The 19,041-nt window shown below is 30.0% G+C and carries 18 protein-coding genes; 11 read left to right on the top strand and 7 right to left on the bottom strand.

What is annotated here, in order from left to right:
• The first annotated feature begins 69 nt into the window (after window positions 1-69).
• The 10 genes from Q0739_RS09140 (at window position 70) to Q0739_RS09095 (ending at window position 10,007) form a co-directional block, all read left to right on the top strand.
• The gene (locus Q0739_RS09140) at window positions 70-1,950 is read left to right on the top strand and encodes a PAS domain S-box protein (protein WP_366140783.1); all 1,881 of its coding nucleotides are present in this window, start codon (window positions 70-72) and stop codon (window positions 1,948-1,950) included.
• Entirely contained in the window at window positions 1,947-3,002 is a 1,056-nt protein-coding gene (locus Q0739_RS09135; RefSeq protein ID WP_298238413.1) for a response regulator, read from the top strand. Before Q0739_RS09140 ends, Q0739_RS09135 begins: the two co-directional genes overlap by 4 nt.
• A gap of 87 nt (window positions 3,003-3,089) precedes the next feature.
• The gene (locus Q0739_RS09130; RefSeq protein WP_298238412.1) at window positions 3,090-3,938 is read left to right on the top strand and encodes a universal stress protein; all 849 of its coding nucleotides are present in this window, start codon (window positions 3,090-3,092) and stop codon (window positions 3,936-3,938) included.
• A gap of 6 nt (window positions 3,939-3,944) precedes the next feature.
• A complete protein-coding gene (locus tag Q0739_RS09125; protein WP_298238411.1) occupies window positions 3,945-4,343 on the top strand; it encodes a hypothetical protein in 399 nt (132 codons plus the stop codon).
• A gap of 432 nt (window positions 4,344-4,775) precedes the next feature.
• Complete coding sequence (locus tag Q0739_RS09120) at window positions 4,776-5,624, top strand: universal stress protein (protein WP_298238410.1); 849 nt, start codon at window positions 4,776-4,778, stop codon at window positions 5,622-5,624.
• Window positions 5,625-5,647: 23 nt separating this feature from the next.
• The gene (locus tag Q0739_RS09115) at window positions 5,648-6,490 is read left to right on the top strand and encodes a universal stress protein (protein WP_298238409.1); all 843 of its coding nucleotides are present in this window, start codon (window positions 5,648-5,650) and stop codon (window positions 6,488-6,490) included.
• A gap of 10 nt (window positions 6,491-6,500) precedes the next feature.
• Window positions 6,501-7,331 (top strand): universal stress protein, encoded by an 831-nt coding sequence (locus Q0739_RS09110; RefSeq protein ID WP_298238408.1) that lies wholly within the window; start codon window positions 6,501-6,503, stop codon window positions 7,329-7,331.
• Between the two features lie 71 nt (window positions 7,332-7,402).
• Window positions 7,403-7,651 (top strand): universal stress protein, encoded by a 249-nt coding sequence (locus Q0739_RS09105; RefSeq protein ID WP_298238407.1) that lies wholly within the window; start codon window positions 7,403-7,405, stop codon window positions 7,649-7,651.
• A gap of 126 nt (window positions 7,652-7,777) precedes the next feature.
• Window positions 7,778-8,506: a hypothetical protein gene (locus tag Q0739_RS09100; RefSeq protein ID WP_366140782.1), complete on the top strand. Its 729-nt coding sequence runs from the start codon at window positions 7,778-7,780 to the stop codon at window positions 8,504-8,506.
• 415 nt (window positions 8,507-8,921) lie between these two features.
• A complete protein-coding gene (locus Q0739_RS09095; protein WP_298238406.1) occupies window positions 8,922-10,007 on the top strand; it encodes a Fic/DOC family N-terminal domain-containing protein in 1,086 nt (361 codons plus the stop codon).
• A 1,100-nt stretch (window positions 10,008-11,107) separates the two neighbouring features.
• On the opposite strand, the gene Q0739_RS09090 is transcribed toward Q0739_RS09095, so the two are convergent.
• Window positions 11,108-11,611 carry a hypothetical protein gene (locus Q0739_RS09090; protein ID WP_298238405.1) on the bottom strand — a complete coding sequence of 168 codons (504 nt, stop codon included), beginning with the start codon at window positions 11,609-11,611 and terminating at the stop codon, window positions 11,108-11,110.
• Between the two features lie 95 nt (window positions 11,612-11,706).
• Here Q0739_RS09090 and Q0739_RS09085 point away from each other — a divergent pair, with 95 nt between their 5' ends.
• Complete coding sequence (locus Q0739_RS09085) at window positions 11,707-11,931, top strand: helix-turn-helix transcriptional regulator (protein WP_298238404.1); 225 nt, start codon at window positions 11,707-11,709, stop codon at window positions 11,929-11,931.
• 9 nt (window positions 11,932-11,940) lie between these two features.
• Here Q0739_RS09085 and Q0739_RS09080 read toward each other — a convergent pair whose 3' ends face one another.
• The 6 genes from Q0739_RS09080 to Q0739_RS09055 are packed head-to-tail and all read right to left on the bottom strand — an operon-like array spanning window position 11,941 to window position 19,039.
• Window positions 11,941-12,225: a helix-turn-helix domain-containing protein gene (locus tag Q0739_RS09080; RefSeq protein ID WP_298238403.1), complete on the bottom strand. Its 285-nt coding sequence runs from the start codon at window positions 12,223-12,225 to the stop codon at window positions 11,941-11,943.
• A 2-nt stretch (window positions 12,226-12,227) separates the two neighbouring features.
• On the bottom strand, window positions 12,228-12,854 hold the full coding sequence (locus Q0739_RS09075) for a hypothetical protein (RefSeq protein WP_298238402.1): 627 nt from the start codon (window positions 12,852-12,854) through the stop codon (window positions 12,228-12,230).
• Window positions 12,855-12,859: 5 nt separating this feature from the next.
• On the bottom strand, window positions 12,860-14,599 hold the full coding sequence (locus tag Q0739_RS09070; protein WP_298238401.1) for a hypothetical protein: 1,740 nt from the start codon (window positions 14,597-14,599) through the stop codon (window positions 12,860-12,862).
• 14 nt (window positions 14,600-14,613) lie between these two features.
• Entirely contained in the window at window positions 14,614-15,441 is an 828-nt protein-coding gene (locus Q0739_RS09065) for a hypothetical protein (protein ID WP_298238400.1), read from the bottom strand.
• Window positions 15,434-16,012 (bottom strand): hypothetical protein, encoded by a 579-nt coding sequence (locus Q0739_RS09060; protein ID WP_298238399.1) that lies wholly within the window; start codon window positions 16,010-16,012, stop codon window positions 15,434-15,436. Before Q0739_RS09060 ends, Q0739_RS09065 begins: the two co-directional genes overlap by 8 nt.
• A 9-nt stretch (window positions 16,013-16,021) precedes the next feature.
• A complete protein-coding gene (locus tag Q0739_RS09055; RefSeq protein WP_298238398.1) occupies window positions 16,022-19,039 on the bottom strand; it encodes a DEAD/DEAH box helicase family protein in 3,018 nt (1,005 codons plus the stop codon).
• Window positions 19,040-19,041 lie beyond the last annotated feature (2 nt).

Genomic DNA, 19,041 nt, shown 5'->3' with positions numbered 1-19,041 from the left:
TGATAAAAATCAGTATTTACACCTAGAATAATTCATACTTTTATGTACCATCCAAAGGCATAAAATATTATGTTTCAGCAAGACCAAGAAATATTCAATATTCTTTTAGAGATTGTTTCTGAAGGCGTTATTATTGTGGATAATCATCAAAAAATAATGGAAGTCAACACGTCGGCAGAAACTATTTTTGGATACCCTAAAAGTGAGCTTATAAATAAGGAATTGAATTTACTTCTCCCATCTAATTATCATACAAGCCATTCTGCATATTTTGAAAAATTTATCGAAAAAGGGAAACGCCGAAAAATGGGAGAAGCAAAAGATCTCTATGGTTTGAAAAAGGACGGTACCATTTTCCCAATTGAGGCAGAACTAAATCCATTTACCATTTATAATAAGGTTTATGTAATGGCTTTAATTAGGGATGTTTCAGAAAAAAAAGCAATTGAAAAAAACTTGATGCTTAGAACTCAGGCGTTACAATCTGCGAAGAATGGAGTGATAATTACAGATGCACAAAAGCATGATAACCCTATTATTTATTTTAATTCGGCCTTTCAAACCCTTACTGGATATTCTGATGCTGAAATACTAAACCATAACTGTAGGTTTTTGCAGGGTAATGACAGAGACCAAGAGCCTCTTAAAAGGTTAAGGGAAGCCATAAAAAATGGAGAAAGTTGTCAAGCTACGCTTCGTAATTATAAAAAAGATGGCACTATGTTTTGGAATGATTTGTACGTTTTTCCAATTACCGATAGTAAGGGGCTAGTCACAAATTTTATAGGTATTCAAAATGATGTGACATTAAAAAAAAACTCTGAAGAAGAACGCCACCACTTTGCAACTATTTTTAACGAATCGTTAAATGAAATATATGTTTTTGATACCGAAACATTAAAGTTTATCAATGTAAACTATGGTGCACAAAAGAATATTGGTTACTCTCTTGAGGAATTAAAAAATATGACCCCTTTAGATATAAAACCAAATGATAATAGAGCCGAATTTAGAAAAACTATTGATATTTTATTAAAAAAGAATGTAGAAAAAGTTGAATTCGAAACGGTACACCAACGCAAAAACGGCACTAAGTATCCTGTAGAAGTGCATTTACAGTTATCTAATTTAGGAGAAAGAAATGTTTTTGTAGCTATAATTTTAGATATTACAGAACGAAAAAACTACACGACCAAGCTTGAGAATAAAGTAGAAGAAAGAACGCAACAACTTAAAGTAGCACTTAGTAAAGAAAAAGAGCTTAATGAATTGAAAACCAAATTTTTATCTCTAGTGTCTCATGAGTTTAAAACGCCATTAAGTGGTATTTTAACATCTAGCCAATTACTTAGCAAATATCAATTAACCGAGCATCAAGAAAAGCGAGGCAAGCATTTAAAAATAATAACAGATAAAGTATACTTTTTAAATAATATACTAAACGACTTTTTATCGATTGAAAAATTAGAAACTGGTAAAGTGAATTATAAGTTTGGACATTTTAAATTAAGTAAAATTGTTAATGAAGTTGTTTACAATGCCAATATGCTTTTAAAAGAAGGTCAACAAATAAAATACCCAGAAAATATTGACGATTTATCGCTGTACCAAGATGAAAAAATTTTCCAGTTAATATTTTTTAATTTACTACATAATGCAATAAAATATTCAGCAGAGGGATCTGTTATAGATTTACAAATTAAACAAGATAAAACTTTAACCACACTTACGGTAAAAGATGAAGGAATTGGCATTCCAGAAAAAGATAAAAAAAGCATTTTTGAACGTTATTATAGAGCAGAAAATGTTGTTAACATCCAAGGTACAGGTATAGGTTTAAATATTGCTAAAAACCATTTGGAAAACTTGGGTGGCTCAATTTATTTTGAAAGTAAAGAGAATGTAGGCACTATTTTTACAATAACATTTCCAAACATAGCAAAACTATGAAAACCGTTTTACTTATTGAAGATGATGCTATTTTAAGAGAAAACACAGCAGAACTTTTAGAGTTATCTAGCTATAAAGTTTTAAAAGCATCAAACGGAAAAACAGGTGTGGCAATAGCTAAAAAAGAAAACCCAGATATTATTGTTTGCGATATAATGATGCCTGAGTTAGATGGGTATAGTGCGCTTAAAATCCTTTCAAAAAGTAAATTAACAAAGTATATTCCTTTTATATTTTTATCCGCCAAAACTGAGCGTAGCGATGTTAGAAAGGGAATGAATTTAGGTGCAGATGATTATATTACCAAGCCATTTACAGAAGAGGATCTTATTTGTGCTATTGAAAGCCGTTTAGCAAAAATATCTTTATTACGAGAATTAAAAAACAGCCAAAAAAGTGATTTTATTGAGGAGCATGCTAACGAAATAAAAACACTTAACGACTTAAAAATTTTTTTTGATGATTATGGTGAAGAATTTATCATTAAAAAAGATGATGTTATCTATCATGAAGGCGATCATTCCAATTATATCTATTTAATAAATCGTGGTACAATAAAATGTTATAGAATAGATGAGCAAGGTAAAGAACTAGTAACCGCATTGTATAAAGAAGATGATTTGTTTGGGTACACATCGTTTACACAAAGCATAGCTCATAAGGAAACGGCAACAGCCATTGTAAACACAAAATTAGTTGGTATTTCAATTATTGAATTTAATAATATTCTTGATAATAATCCTAAAGTAGTATTAGAACTTATCGAATTATTAACTCATGATTTGTCTAATGTTAAAGAACAACTATTACAAATGGCTTATGGTACAGTTAATAAAAAAACAGCAGCTACAATTTTAAAATTTGCTCAAAAAATTAATCGCAAACCCGATGATCCAATTAGAATATCAAGAAACGATTTGGCTAGTGTTGCAGGAATTGCACCAGAAACCTTAATTAGAGCCTTAACAGAGTTTAAAAAACAAGGAATTATTAAAGCTGAAGGGCGAAATATTAAGGTGATAGATATTCACCAATTAGAACGAATTTCTTAGCAATACTTCCAATAATTTTAAGATGATTAATATCATTTTATCTAAAACGACTTAGCTGTAAATTAGTAAATGTAAAGATGCTCTTAGATGAAAAATATATTATTACCCACCGATTTCTCAGAAAATTCATGGAATGCTATAAAATATGCCATCAATTTTTTTGAAAAAGAACCTTGTAACTTTTACTTATTACATGTAAATAGAGTAAGTGACAATATAATTAACGGTTCTCCATATATAGCTACAGAACAAGTTGTAGAAGATGTCTATGCTAAACCAGCAAAACAAAAATTACGAAAAATTTTAAAACGTATTATAAAAGATTTTTTACCCAATAAAAATCATCGATTTTATAAACTTTCAGATTTCAACTTTTTTATAGAATCTATTAGAAAACATGTTGAAGAAAGAAAGATAGACTTTATTGTTATGGGTACTAAAGGTGCGTCTGGTTTAAAAAAAATGATTATTGGTAGTAATACGGGAGATGTTATAACGAAAGTAAAATGCACCACTTTAGCAGTACCAGAAAGTGCCAAATTTGTTAAATTGAAAGAAATAGCATTTCCTACAGATTTTTCATTAACCTACGATATACAAATATTACAACCACTTTCCGAAATTATAGAAACGTACCAATCGGCATTAAGAATTCTTCATATTAAAAAGAAGAAAACGCTTTTAAATATCGACCAAGATAAAAATCGAGAATTATTGGATGACTATTTTAATCACTTAAACCATAGTTTTTATTATTTAACTAATAAAAAAGTGGAGGACGCTATACAGTGTTTTGTAGAGAGCAGGAATATAAATATGATATGCATGGTAGCAAAAAACTTAAATTATTTTCAACAAATTTTATTTCATTCTAAAGTTGAAGAAATAAGCTATCATACAGAAATACCTTTTTTAGTTTTACATGAAAAAACATAATACACTATGGATAATTCAATTTTTTTAGCAAAATTTTGGGGCTGGTACCTAATCATCTTTTTCGTTATATTAAGTTTTAACCCTAGGCGAATCAAACAGATTTTTAATGATTTGAATGATGAAAAATTTCTAATTATTTCATCATTTATTGCCATAATTGTGGGTTTGCTAAATATTTTATTTCATAATATATGGGAAGCAAATTGGAAGTTCCTAATAACACTTATTGGATGGATTTCTCTTTTCATAGGCTTATCCTTGTTTATATTTCCAAAGCGTACAGTAGTTATGCCAAAGTTTGTTAATGTAAAATTAGTACAGCTCATTTATATCATGTTATTTTTTACAGGATTGTTTTTGCTTAATATGGCTTATGGAATTTTACCAATAGGTTTTGAAAACTGATGGATATCATTTTCTTATAGAATATAGCTCTGTAAATTAGCATTAAATTAATTACGTTCTTTGCATTATAGCAGTTTAAAAATCTTGGAGTTTAATAGTATTATTTGGTTAATTAATTTTATTTGTTGTTTTGCAATGGGTTGTTTAAGGTTAAAAATTAAATAATAAAATTGAATTCCTACTTGAAACAGGAAGTGTATGCTTCCTGTTTCTTGTTTTATAGAGTTGCTATTAATAGTTTTTATCAATAGGTTAAAATACAAGCAGCAAAATACCACTATAGCTCTGCTACGGGAATATTTGGTTTCAAGAGATTCTTTATTCTATAACTCCTAAAAGTGTACTTACTATCAATCCTTAATTTCTAATTCTGATATATATCATTGTATCCAAGCGGTTTAGTATTTAATTTTAGAGATAATGCTTTTAGCCATGAGAAAAATACTAATTCCTACCGATTTTTCTGAAAACGCAATGAATGCTTTAAGATATGCTACAGATCTTTTTAAGTATGAGGTTAGCGAATTCCATATCATGCATGCTCACCAAAATGATATTTATTCTGACAAGGAATTGATAGCAGGAGAAATGTTAAATAAGGTAAGCTCAATAATTAGTAAAAAATCTGATGAGCAGCTACAAAATATTAAAAGCTCTATTATTAATATATCTCCTAACCCCAGACACACTTTTTATACAATTTCTGCAAATAATTTACTTCTCAATGAAACCGATAGAATTGTAGATCAAGAAAATATTGATATTATAGTTATGGGAACCAAAGGGAAAACCAATGACAAAAAGTTAACCTTTGGAAGCAACACCTTACAAGTTATAAAATACGTACAATGTCCAGTATTATCTATACCTGAAAATTACAAATACACGCAACCTAAGCATATTCTTTTTCCAACTAATTACATGATACCCTACAAAAGACGGGAACTAAAATTACTTTGCGAAATGATATCACCATACAGGACTATAGTAGATATACTCTATATATCTAAAAGCAGTAAACTATCACGTAGACAACAAGACAATAAAGATTTTATTAGAGAGGAGCTATGTAAAAGTACAATCAACTTTAAAATAGAAAGTAGTAAACATATTATTAATACAATTTACAAGTACATTAAAGAGCACCCTATTGATATGCTTGTAATGGTAAATACAACTCATTCTTTTTTAGGAAATATACTATTTAAGTCTTCAATAGATGAATTGAGTTTAAATCTAGATATTCCATTTTTAGCATTGCAGAATATGAAACGCAATTAAGTAAAAATTTAAAATTTAGTATCATGAAAAATATTCTTCTTCCTACCGATTTTTCAGAGAATTCTTGGAATGCCATAAAATTTGCATTGCAATTATTTAAAAACGAAATCTGTAAATTTTATCTATTACATACATACACACCAGTAATTTATGATGCAGAATATGTTTTGGGAAATCCAGCACAATTTGGTTTAGGCGATACTGTTAGAGAAAATGCCTTAGAGCAGTTAGATAATTTTAAAACAAGAATAGCCACAAAGTTTAAAAATCCAAAACATACTATAGAAACTATGGTAGCATTTAATATGTTGATTCCAGAAATAAAGGAAGTTGTTGAAAAAAAGGCTATAGATTATGTGGTTATGGGCACAAAAGGTGCTACAGGTGCTATTGAGGTTTTATTTGGTTCGAACACGGTTCATGTTTTTAAAAATGCAAAATGTCCTGTAATTGCAATACCAGATGGTTTTGTTTTTGAAGCCCCACATGAGGTATTATTTCCAACAGATTATGAGATTAATTATAAAGGTCGTCATATAAACCCTATCATTAATATCATTTCACTTTTTAATGCAAGAGTTAATATTTTAAATGCAACTTACGGATATGACTTATCTGAAATCCAAAAGGTCAATAAAAAAGTATTAGAAACGTATTTTAAAAAAGAAGCACACTTATTTCATAGTATAAGCAACCAAAATGTTTTTGATGCAATTACAAATTTTCAATTAAAGACCAGAGTAAACTTGCTGGTTATGATTAACAACAAACATTCGTTTTTCGAAAATTTATTTTTCAAAAATACCATAAACCAAATAGGGTTTCATTTAAACATTCCTTTCATGGTAATTCCAGCAAAATTATAAAAATTTAATCATGAAACGACACATTTTATTACCAACAGATTTTTCAGATAACTCGTGGAGTGCTGCTGTTTATGCCTTAAAGCTTTTTGCTGATGTAGAATGCAAATTTTATTTTTTAAACTCTACAATAATAAAAATATCAACTCTTTCTAATCTTTCAAATAAACTATTAAAAACCATGCAGGAAGCTGCTATGAAAGAATTATTGGATTTAAAAGCATTGGCAGAAAGTGATAATGCCAATGCAAACCATGATTTTCAAATAGTTTTAAGTAACAAAGATTTAAAAAAAGCTATTAAAGCCACAATAAAAGAATGGAATATAGATTTAATAATTATGGGTACAAAAGGTGCTACTGGCGCAAAAGAAATTTTCTTTGGCAGTAACACAATACACGTTATAAAAGGTATTAGAGGTTGTCCCATATTAATTGTCCCAGAAGAATACAGCTTTGTAAGCCCAAAACAAATAGCGTTTCCAACAGATTTCAATCGGTTTTATGAGAATAAAGAACTGTACCCTATAAAACAGTTAGCAGATTTATATAATTCTAAAATTAGAATTGTACATATAAATAAAGAAGAAAAACTAAATGATATACAAGAGTATAATATAATAATGTTACAAACCTATTTGAGTAATTATGAACACAGCCTTCATTGGATGCCCAAGTATGCTAAAATAGCAGTTGAAATTAATGATTTTATTGAAGAATTAGAGATAGATATTCTCGCTATGGTAAACTATAAACACAGTTTTATTGAAAAAATAATTAACGAACCCATCATAAAAAAAATAGGATTTCAGCCCATTATACCATTTTTGGTTATACCAGAATGAATAGATATATACCATTGTCAACCATACCTTATAAAGGTAAATTTATGTGATAAACTATAACTACAAGCCTCATGAAACGCAAAATATTATTGCCCACAGATTTTTCTAAAAATGCATGGCATGCCATAACTTTTGCCTTGGAATTATTTAAAAAAGACCATTGCGATTTTTACATTCTCAACGTGTTTTCGGCTACCAGAAATATAATGGACTCATTAATAAACATGGAACCTAGAAGCGAAATGTATGAAACAGCAAAATTAGATTCCGAAAATGGGTTAGCTAAAGCTATAAAGCACTTATATACAATATACGACTAATATCCCATTGAAAAAACTAACTAAATCGGAAGTTTTGGCAACTTATAAACACTACGGAAGCCCTCTAATACATTGACAGTCAATAGCTCGTATATTTGGTATTCATCATCAAAAAATGTATTAGTTATGGCAAAATTAAAAGGTATTATTAAGTTAGAGGGAACGTTAGACAACCTAACTTTTTACAAAGCGAAAGAGGGTTATTTAGTAAAAACTAAAGGCGGTGTTTCTAAAGAGCGTATTCAAAATGACCCTGCGTTTGAACGTACTCGTGAAAATGGTTCAGAATTTGGAAGTTCTGCATCATCTGGTAAGTTATTGAGAACATCAGTTAGAAACTTAATGATTAGAGCAAAAGACAATCGAGTTTCAAGTCGTGTTACTCAAAAAATGACACAAATTAAAAACTTTGATACAACCTCTGTAAGAGGACAAAGAAATGTCGCGACAGGATTAGCAACACCAGAAGGTAAAGCCATATTAAAAGGCTTGGATTTCAATAATAGAGCCATTTTAAGTGCTGTTTTATTTGCTCCATTTACTGTAGATGGTACAACTGGTGAAATTACCATTCCAGATTTGACACCTTCCAATGATATTGCCTATCCAAGTCGTGCAACACACGTCAGTTTTACTTCGGCATTCTTAAAAATTGACTTTGATACAACAGATAATTCAATCGAATACAGTCCAACTGTAAATATTCCGATTGATTCAACGTCTGCAACGCAAACACTAACTCCTGCAGGCGTTCCAACAGGCACAGGAAACGATATATTCGTTTTATTGGTTGAGTTCTTCAAGAGATTAATGGTGTTCAGTATCCGCTTAAAAATGGCGCATATAACGTTTTAAATATCGTTGAAGTAGCATAGTTTCATTCTGACCTTTGAAGCTGAAAGAGTCCTATAATTTTTATTGTAGGGCTTTTTCTTTTGCCATAATTTTTTTGAAGAAAAGAAAAAAGACAGCCAATGTTAGAGGTAGCGTGGATGATGCTGTCAAGGTTTTTGAGTAAAAGTTTTTTACTTTAAAATCTTGAAACCTATTACGATTGCTTCATAAAAAAGTTTTATTCAAAACCCGTAGGGCTTGACCTTTACAGTATTGAGCGTTGGCTGAAGGAAGCTACCTATATTTGCTTTCTTTTTTATTTTATTCTTATCTATTTAACGAGAGTAATAATTACCCTTATTATTTAAACAAAGGTAAATTTTTAGTATATTTACCCTCGTTAAGACAGCGCAAGTAATATTTACCCTTGTTTAAAATGGCGAAATTTAATAGAAATACACCTTATAACAGCCTACCGCTATTACCTCCTAAAACAACTTTAGAAACCACTAAAGTGTTACGCAAGACTATTGATGCCAGTAGAGCATTAGCACAACTTAATGGTATGCTTACCAATTTACCAAACCCAAAATTGTTTTTAGATACTATTCATTTACAAGAGGCTAAAGCAAGCTCTGAAATAGAAAACATAATAACTACTAATGACGATTTGTATAAATCTTTGGTGGCAGACAAGAAGTTTGATAATCCAGCAACAAAAGAAGTTATAAGTTATAAGGAAGCACTTTGGAATGGTTTACAAGAAATAGAAACACGTCCTTTTATAAGTACAAACCTATGTGTTGAAATTGTACAAAGCATTAAAAAAAATACCGCAGGTATCAGAACAACACCAGGAACTGCTTTAAAAAATGCTAATGGCGAAACTATTTACACACCACTAACAGGTGAAGCTGTGATAAGAGAAAAGATGGCTAACCTTGAAACCTTTATAAATGGTGAAGATGCTGTAGACCCATTAATTAAAATGGCATTAATGCACTATCAATTTGAAGCGATACATCCTTTTAGTGATGGTAATGGTAGAACAGGACGTATTTTGTTATTACTCTATTTAAAACTTGAAAAATTATTAGACACTCCAGCTATTTATTTAAGTGAATATATCATTAAAAATAAGGCTGATTACTATTCTAAATTACGTGAAGTAACCGAAAATAACGATTGGGAAGGCTGGATACTCTATATGCTTGAAATGGTAGAATATACTGCTAACAAAGGGCTACAACGTTTAAAAGATGTCACCGATTTAATGGAACAAATGACCAAAGAAATTAGAAATACCTTACCCAAAGTATATACTAAAGAATTGGTTGAAATACTATTTAGATTACCATATACCAAAAGACAGTTTTTAATTGATGCTAAATTAGGCACACCAAAAACCGTAGGGAATTATTTAATGGAATTAGAAGAAGCTGGGTTTTTAATTTCTGAAAAGGTTGGTAAAGAAAAACTATATCTCAATCACAGATTAATGGCTGTGTTAGAAGCATCCTAATTTACTTGTTTAACGAAATGAAACATCAACTAAAAAATCTCAATCGCATAACGAAATGATGCTATTGATGTTCAATGTGACCTTTTAAAAACAATAAACACTTGCACATTAAACAAACAAAGACTTGAGGTAAGGAATACTTGGACTTAACGATGGTTTTGTGCAGATGAATGAGATAACTAATATTTTATCTAACCTCATCTTACTATTGTTTCAATATAGTTCTAAATGTGGTTGTATGTTCCAATGTGAGCTTGGGATAAGCGGATATTTTACATAATACCAGTTTATAGAGGGTTAGGACGAAATAAAGCCTTTATTGGCTGTGAATACAAGAGCAGCCTGAATAGTGTTAAATATTATGAAAACCCGTTTAGACTTGTTGAATTCACTCCAGGTGAGCATTCAGATATTCCATTAAATTTTAGATTGGAATTAGTGTTTGAAATGCTTTCTGAAAAGATAGAAAGATTGAATGCTTTTCATAAACCAGTGGTAGTGGGTTATAAAAATCGATTTTTAAAACCATCACAATATATCCGATTCATTCAAATACTTGTTACTAAAAAGCAATCAGAGTGTAAATGGAAGCTTTCATCTGTAAGCTAAGTGAGAAATTATTTTTAATCTCCCTCTCTCTTAACTACTCCACAGCTCCTTTTTGAGGGAAATAGCCTTAAAATGAGCTATATTTTACTCAAAAGTTTGGCGAAACACTCCTAGGCTAGTTGACGTTATCAAATTTTGATATATTGCTATGTCAACGTTTAATCAATAATTTTGGTGAAACATACCTATGGTAGTAGGTGTTATTTAATTTTTCTATATAATTATGTCAATATTTGTCAAGTTTTCAAGCTTCTATCATAAAAATTTCAGAATGAATGATATTTTTATGACTAAATGTTGACTAGAATTAAAACAAAAAACCCGTAACATATTGATTGTCAATATATTTACGGATTTTATCAGCGGAGAAAGAGGTTCTTCCACCTATCTTTTAACACTAGTGTTTACAATACTTTCAAGAGGTTAGCTTTTTAGGGTAACTAATAGGGTAACTCTCACTGTTTTACTGAACTTACTGCAAGATACAAATTTTAATAAAAGTAAATGTGTTTACTGGGTAAACGGTAATTTTTATAGCTTGGTTTCATATTTGGAGAAATTGCATAATTATCATATGAAAAAAACCACTCATCTCTAAGATTATCAATACTGCCAAATTGAACTACTGTAGCATTTAGATTAAAATTAGTACGGTTTTCAGTCTTTCCAACAAAGTTTATTTTTTGTTCAGCTTGATTTCCTTTGCGAATTGGATTTCCAATGAATTCAACTTTTCCCTTGGCTTTAATAATATTGCTTTTTCCAACTACATATTCTTCTTTAAATGAATATTCAAATGTTAAATCTGGATATATTTTAAGTTTTATAATATTATGACCAATACCATAGCCACCACTAATGTCATCTTTTTCTATTATCTCTTGTTTTGATAATACTTTAACAATTTCATCATGACTACAACTAGATAGGTCTTTTGTATTAGAACATGAATAGCTAAATACTAATAGAAATGTTAATACTATAATTTTTTTCATAAGTAAATTGGTTTAATTGAATTCGAAATACAAATATATATAAATAACGCATATATGCGTTTACGAAATAGTGTTGTTTTATAGACTTTTAGTCTGTGATTAAAACAAAAAATAAAAAGTTCATAAAATCATTTGGTAAGAACCTAAGTGCATTAAGGAAAAAGGCTGAGTTGACTCAAGAAGATTTAGCCAATGATGCTGATATACCGTTATCTCAAGTTGGGAGAATCGAAAGGGGAGAGGTTAATACAACTATTTCAACAGTGTATGTCTTAGCTAAAGCACTAGATATAAAAGTAACCGAGCTTTTTAGATTTTAGATATAGACTTTATTTCTTCAAAAGAATCACAGCCTCGATTATTTCTGAACGTTTATAATAAACACGATTACCAATTCCGTAGGCTGTAAGTTTACCTGATTTAGTCCAATGCCATAAAGTAGAGATATTAATCTTAAAATAATCAGCAACTTCATTTCTTGTCATTAATTCTTCAGGGACTTTTGGCTGAAAATTTTCTTTAATAGTTTTCAGCTCTATTTCTAGTTGCTCAACTTTTTCAAGAAGCAATTCAGTTGCTTTTGGTAAGTCTTCAAATTTTAAGTTCTCTTTCAATTTCACTTTTTTCGTTTGTTATTGTTGTAATGTTTTTTCAAAGTATGTCTTTTAGAAACATCTATTTTCACATTAGCAAAAGGAAGAAAGTTAGCAAAGTCTTTAATTTCAAAAAAGGATTTACCAGAAGATAGCTCTATGAATTTCATGAGCATTTTAAATTCAATCTCACGGGGGTTATTGGATTCGGCATAGTATATTGAAACATTACTTAAACAACTAAGAAGTTTCAGCCAATAGCCACCAGTATGAGGGCCTTTTTTACCAACTTTGTGAGTATAAAACTGTTTTACCCTATCTTGAATAGGGTTGGTCTTAGATGAAGATTCTCCTATATATAAAATATTTTCATTAGGATTCCAAAACTGTTTAAGATATTCTTTAATTTGACCTTTATCGGTAACTCTATTTCCATCTATTTCTAAATCTGTTGCCTCTTTAATCCAATTATCAAAGGTTTTTTCACAAATATCAAATTCAAATGAATGAGGCTTTTGGGTTTTAGGGTCATTAGTGAGAGCTATTAAATAGACTCCATTAAAATTTGCATCCAACTTTTGATTCCAATTATATGCCTTACTATAATCTAGTCCAAATTCACTGAATATATTATCTATTGAAATAGCCATCAACCCTAAGAAAATAAGTCTTTTATAATCTTCTTAATAGTCAAATTTTCTAGTTTAGAAGCAATGGGGGAAATATTATCAATATTATTTTTCCAATGCATACCTTCATTATATATTACAGCTAACAAATAATACGGTTCAGGTGATATAATACCTAATGATTTAGCAAAATCTAGTTTAGGGCGTGTCATTTTTGTTGTGAGGAATTGTACTTTATTATCATCTTCAACTATCTTATTATAAGTTAGCATTTCTACTTTTATCCTTACACCACAGCAAACTGCAAAAGGGTCATAATCATTATTCTCAATATAATTATTGACTTGTTCAAATGTGAAATCTCTAAAATTAGTGTCAATACCCCAGAGTTCTCTTATATTTAAAGCTCTAAATTCGTTTCGTCTGTTTGGTGTATCGGGGTGATAATGAAGTAATTTTGAAGATACTGTATTTTCTATACTAGCATCTTTTCGATTTTCAATCAAACGCCTCATACTGGCTATTACTTGCATTGGTGACTTATCTAAATAATATGTTTTTTGATTACTGAAAGTGTAATTTTTAAAATACAAAGGATTCAAATGAGTAAGAATTAAAGGATAAATTTTTCTTCCTTTCTCCTTGTATTCTTTAATGAAATTGGTAACATAATATTGAGCTGCTACTAGATTTGCATCATCTAAATAATCAAATACTTCATCTATTACAAGAATGCTAGCATTCTTTTTTAACTTCATCTTAGCTCTAAATAACATAGAGATAAATGATAATATATCACGTTGACCATTAGATATTTCACTTGCTTTTGGAAATTTTATGACTAGTTTATTTTGCTCCTGAGCGGTTCTTATATTTTTCCAAGTAGAGTCAAAATGGCTTAAGTTAATATCAAATTCATTTCTTGCCATTCTATAATTACTGTAATTACATGCTAACTTGAAATTGTCAATATCTTTGTTAAATATCCAAATGATTTGAATTGCCAATAGATAATTAGCAGCTTCAGTATCTATGTTTATATCAAAACTTCTAATTATTTCTGCTATATCAGATAAATGCCTAATACCACTAAGTCTTTCTAGACAATTGTCTTCTAACCATTGTATTAATTGGATGGCTGTACCAACTTGCCCATTTACATCATCAATTACTGCTTGTATACTGTTTGTTACTTGTTGACCGCTAGCTCTAGTAAGTGAAATATAGTTTTCAGAAAGACTTTCAACCAATAACCTGTTATTTAAGACCACATTTGGGTTCGGTAATACTTTACTATTAAGCCCAAATCTTTCTCCCATTTCAGCTACAGTATAATTATTAAAATTTCTGTTGGCAGGAATGTTATCTATAAGAACAATATCTTCAATAATCATTTTTGCTGTAGCTCCACCACCATAAAAAGAAGCTGCTCCTTTTGCTTTTAAGGTACTTTTTATAACAAAATAGTCAAATTCATTTTTGATTGTATTTGAATTGTGAGTAGCAGTTAATTGTAAAACATCACCTGCATTTTTTTCATAGGAAATATTAATAATAGGTTCATTAGCAGCATTACCACGATACCTGTTTTCATCAGATAAAACAATACGAGCATTATTCATTGAACCAAAAGCACATGTAAATGAGCTTTTACCGAAACCATTAGGAGCAACAAGAAGACTTGGTTTATTTGGTGTAATATCTAGGTCAAATTTCTTGTGTTCAATCCCCTTTACATTTCTTATTTCAATTGATTTTAAGGTCATAGTGCAGACGTAGGTTAATTCAATATAGCAAGTAATTTTTCACGTTCCGACCATTGTATTGCATCTTGGCCAGTATGTTCTTCCAAAATGTTTAACTGTTTGGCTATTTGATTCAAAACAAAGCCGTCAGCTGTGTTATTTACCAATACAAGTTTATTATCTATGTAATCATTATATTTTGAAGAAGTTGCTATTTCAAAATTCATATTAGCTCTTGCAATACTGTTTCTAAAGTTCGCAGGATTTGAACCAGTTATATAACTTACAAGGCTTAACTTGTTTTTCCTTTCTATTATGGCACTAAAACGTACAGAACGAAAATCCTGTTTATCTAAGGGAGCTCTAAATTTAGGCTTATACTTTTGGAAATTTGTACTTATGTATGACGTTGCTTTAGTTCTAAATGTATTTCGTTCTTCTATTTCTTTAGGGTCTTCAAATTGTACTGTAGCTGCCGAGGCACACATAGAAACAAATTGAGCCATCTCGTAAACCATATTAGGAATTAAATTTTCCTTTATAGTTGTTTTGTAATAATGTTTAATTCCCTGTTTATCTTGAGTACGTTTAACTTCATAAAAAGATTCAAAATGATAAAGAATTTTTAATAAGCATTGATTTTCATAATCAATCTCAGATTCATAAGCTTCAGAATTTAAAAGTCCACCGTCCGAAACAATATATTTTCCATCCCGTTCTGTTACATAAATCGAAACGAATTTACTTGTGGTTGTTGAGTAAGGTGTACTAATTTCTATTGTATCTGTTCCTCTTAGCTTAAAAGACCATAACTGGTCAAAGCATTCTCGAACATTGATTGCAATTTTTTCAAGTTTAGTCATATTCTACGCCTTCAGTTGGATTATCTTTATTACTATCAAAATCTAATTCAGTTGGTGGTGTTTGAATTATCTCTAAATAATTTTCATTGTTATAATATGTCTTGGATTCATCACAGTAATGAGCCATACATAAGCTTATATCATTAAGTAAAGCATCACATTCAGTAGCTTTTTCTAATGCCTCGGTTTTATACGCTATATTTCTTCCTTCAGAATCAAATTTATGGAAATGTGGTGTATCTATTTTCTGCTTTGGTAGTTCTAAATCTGGTATTCTGTTATAATGTGCAACACCATCTGAGTCAAATCTAAAAAATGGAATTCCAGTGTATTCAGGAGCTCTTAATTTAAATTTGAAATCTTTTTTATTTTCAATTTTAGACTCAACAATTAATTCTAGTTTTTCAGGAATTGAAGTATGTGCTACTTCTACTTTTTTTACTCTAGTATTTTGGTGATTACCTTTAACCTCATCTAAGGTAATAGTTGGAGTAGAACTGTTTTTAGTTTTACCCAATAACTCCTCATACTTGGAATAATTTTCCCTAATTTCTTTAATTGGTTTTTCCATAGTTATTTCTTACCTCATCAAAGCTTGATTCGTTACATCTTCCATATTAGCAGCAACTATCATTTCAGTATCTAAAGCTTTAAAGTGTTTTTTACCGCAATCAATTTTCCCTTGTTCTTTTGGTCTTAAATCTCCAAATAAAGTAGTTCCTTTTGACTCTACAACAAAGTATAGTTTTTCATCATTACCATCTTTCCAGAGAATAGCCCAATCAGGATTATAAGTTCCTAATGGTGTATCTATTTTGAACCAGTTTGGAAGTTTAGCGTATACAGAAATGTTATCACTATTCTCAAAGTCGTTTGCTAATTTTGATTCTATAGCTGAATCATAAACTACATAGTCATAAGGTGATTTTTCGCTTTCCTTTAAATTACTTTGTAAATACCCAAATAGTTCTTCATTTTCGAATAGTTCCTGACTATAATACTCAGAATCTCCAATTTTTTTATATTGAATACCATCAATGATGTGTAAACGCATTTGTTCATTAATGATGTCAATACAACCTTCAATGAATTTTTGAGGATTTATTTTAAAATAAGGAAGCTTATTAGTACCAGTTAAAATCCTAACAATAGACCTTCGTGTTAATTGTGTTTCATTTTGAAGATATCCAACAATGTCTGGTAACACATCAACCTCTTCTTTAACATTCTCAGAATACGTTTTTGGGTCTTCATTAACTTGAAGTCCACCAATGTTCATTTCTAGCTTAACTTTAGTATAATGAAGCTTACCTCTTGTAATCTTTAATCTATCGTCTAAAGCTCTTATACACTCTTTTACAAGGTTGCTTGAATCAAAGTTTACAGCAAATGTTGTTTTGTATTTAACACGCTCCCAAAGTTCTTTGAATTCAGGGCTATTGAGAATACGTCTATTAACTTTAACTCTCTTTTTATCGTCTTGATTTTTAATTTGAAGTTTTCCAGCAGCATCCTTTAAGTTACTTAAAATCTGTTTTTCAATGTGTTCACTTTCTGTAAACTCTTCAGGAAGCTCAACATTATCTTCTTTTATGGCAACACGTAATAAATCTTGAACCTTTCCTCTGGTATCGATATAGCCTTTTAAAATAAGATAATCGTATAACTGTTCTGATTTTTCCTGACCTAAATAATTAACTTCATCACCATCAATACTTATTACAACATTATTGAAACTGTGAGATTCTAAAATACCAAATCGAATTCCTGTATCAGTTTCTATTTCTTTTTGAAGATTATCTACAAAATCAACATAAGATTCAGTAGCCATTACTGTTAATGTATTGGTCTCGAAGCCATATACTCGTTCACCTTCTTGATTTACACATAAACGTAAGCCACGACCAATTTCCTGTCGTCTTCTTATATCTGAATTACCAGCATCTTTTAATGTACATATCTGAAAAACGTTTGGATTATCCCAACCTTCTTTTAATGCTGAATGTGAGAATATAAACCTCAACTTAGAATCAAAACTCAATAATTTTTCCTTATCTCGCATGATGAGGTTATAGGTGTCTTCATCAGCATTTATTTTACCAGTAGTATCTCTAAAATATTCAAACTTTTCTTTTTTGTTACTGGCTTTACTTTTCTTATCTATTGAGAAATACCCATTATGAACTTCTGAAGCATTTATCTCAACATCTTTCATTTCTCCAAAAAGACTAGCATATTTAGTCTTCTTGATGAGTCTCTGGTATTCATTTTCAAATATTTCGGCATATTCTCCTAAAGATGAATTTCCATCTTCATCGTATACACGATATTTACCAACTGAATCAATAAAAAATAAGCTCAATACTTTAATACCTTGATGATTAAGAACAAGTTCTTTATCTAGATGAGCCTCAATAGTTTTACTAATTAAAGCTGTTTTAATTTGTTTATCATCAACATTACCAATAGCTTCACCAACTTTTAACTCTTCATCACGACTGGTAAAATCTATATATTCATCTTGAACATAGATATCTTTAATAATATACCCTTCATATTCAATACGCCCAGTAAGTTCTTCTAAATCTTGATTTTGTTTTACCCATTTTTTTACTCGTTTAATCTTTCCACTTTGTAAAGCATCAACCTCAACACGAGCATCAATATTACCGCCTCTGGAACGTACATCTAATAACCCTATATAAGCTTGATTATTCATGCCTTCAGTTTGGATAGACCCCACTTCAATTTGCTTCACCAACTTTTTATCATAAGCATCAACAGCATCCAACTTATACATTAAGTTCACTTTTTCCTTATGTGTAGCAGAATAACGTAATATGGTTAATGGATTTAAACCTTGTACTGCTTTTTTTGCAAGAGGTGTACTCATAGTACTTTGCGGTTCATCAATAAAAACGACAGGATTGGTGTTGTTGATGAGGTCTAAAGGTTTATAACCTAGTTTATCATTATATCGGTGTATAATGTTTGCTTTCTTTTTAGCATCATCAGGATTCTCGAAACTTTTACGAAAAGCATCAATATTAATAACCATAATATCTAAACCATCGTTAGTAGAAAAGTCTCTAACTTCATTTAGTTTACTACTATCATATATAAAATAATTGTAGTTGATATTGTCATACAATTGCTTAAAATGCTCTTTGGTGATTTGAAGTGATTTATAAACACCTTCTTTTATTGGAATAGAAGGCACTACAATGATATGTTTTGAAAAACCATATTTTCTGTATAGCTCCATAATAGTACGCAGATACACATAAGTTTTTCCTGTACCTGTTTCCATTTCAATAGTAAAATCTAGATGATTTCTATCAATCTCACTTCTATCTGAAGGTTTTAGACCATTAGAAAGTTGAATGTTTTGTACATTCTCAACTATATTACCCTCTGTTAGTGTTAAACGATTACCGTAACCAATATCGTTAAAGGCTATATTTTGTTGTTTAGCTAAAAATTCTGGTGAGTATACAGTAAAGTTAGCCTCACATACTTCTTGACCTTGAAATACGTCTGTAATAGCTTTAATAGCATCTTTTTGGTAGTCTAAACTACTGTCAAATTGAATCTTCATAG

The sequence above is a fragment of the uncultured Algibacter sp. genome, assembly GCF_947487605.1.
Taxonomy (GTDB): Bacteria; Bacteroidota; Bacteroidia; order Flavobacteriales; family Flavobacteriaceae; genus Algibacter_D.
The sequence above is the reverse complement of the archived record's forward strand: the minus strand, read 5'-3'. Positions and strand labels throughout refer to the sequence as shown.

Bases quoted from the DNA above. Each gene is read 5' to 3' on its own strand.
- Q0739_RS09055 (WP_298238398.1), bottom strand. From the start codon at position 19,039: ATGAAGATTCAATTTGACAGTAGTTTAGACTACCAAAAAGATGCTATT.
- Q0739_RS09110 (WP_298238408.1), top strand. From the start codon at position 6,501: ATGAAACGACACATTTTATTACCAACAGATTTTTCAGATAACTCGTGG.
- Q0739_RS09135 (WP_298238413.1), top strand. From the start codon at position 1,947: ATGAAAACCGTTTTACTTATTGAAGATGATGCTATTTTAAGAGAAAAC.
- Q0739_RS09115 (WP_298238409.1), top strand. From the start codon at position 5,648: ATGAAAAATATTCTTCTTCCTACCGATTTTTCAGAGAATTCTTGGAAT.
- Q0739_RS09120 (WP_298238410.1), top strand. From the start codon at position 4,776: ATGAGAAAAATACTAATTCCTACCGATTTTTCTGAAAACGCAATGAAT.
- Q0739_RS09090 (WP_298238405.1), bottom strand. From the start codon at position 11,611: ATGAAAAAAATTATAGTATTAACATTTCTATTAGTATTTAGCTATTCA.
- Q0739_RS09095 (WP_298238406.1), top strand. From the start codon at position 8,922: ATGGCGAAATTTAATAGAAATACACCTTATAACAGCCTACCGCTATTA.
- Q0739_RS09130 (WP_298238412.1), top strand. From the start codon at position 3,090: ATGAAAAATATATTATTACCCACCGATTTCTCAGAAAATTCATGGAAT.
- Q0739_RS09105 (WP_298238407.1), top strand. From the start codon at position 7,403: ATGAAACGCAAAATATTATTGCCCACAGATTTTTCTAAAAATGCATGG.
- Q0739_RS09060 (WP_298238399.1), bottom strand. From the start codon at position 16,012: ATGGAAAAACCAATTAAAGAAATTAGGGAAAATTATTCCAAGTATGAG.
- Q0739_RS09125 (WP_298238411.1), top strand. From the start codon at position 3,945: ATGGATAATTCAATTTTTTTAGCAAAATTTTGGGGCTGGTACCTAATC.
- Q0739_RS09140 (WP_366140783.1), top strand. From the start codon at position 70: ATGTTTCAGCAAGACCAAGAAATATTCAATATTCTTTTAGAGATTGTT.
- Q0739_RS09100 (WP_366140782.1), top strand. From the start codon at position 7,778: ATGGCAAAATTAAAAGGTATTATTAAGTTAGAGGGAACGTTAGACAAC.
- Q0739_RS09075 (WP_298238402.1), bottom strand. From the start codon at position 12,854: ATGGCTATTTCAATAGATAATATATTCAGTGAATTTGGACTAGATTAT.
- Q0739_RS09070 (WP_298238401.1), bottom strand. From the start codon at position 14,599: ATGACCTTAAAATCAATTGAAATAAGAAATGTAAAGGGGATTGAACAC.
- Q0739_RS09065 (WP_298238400.1), bottom strand. From the start codon at position 15,441: ATGACTAAACTTGAAAAAATTGCAATCAATGTTCGAGAATGCTTTGAC.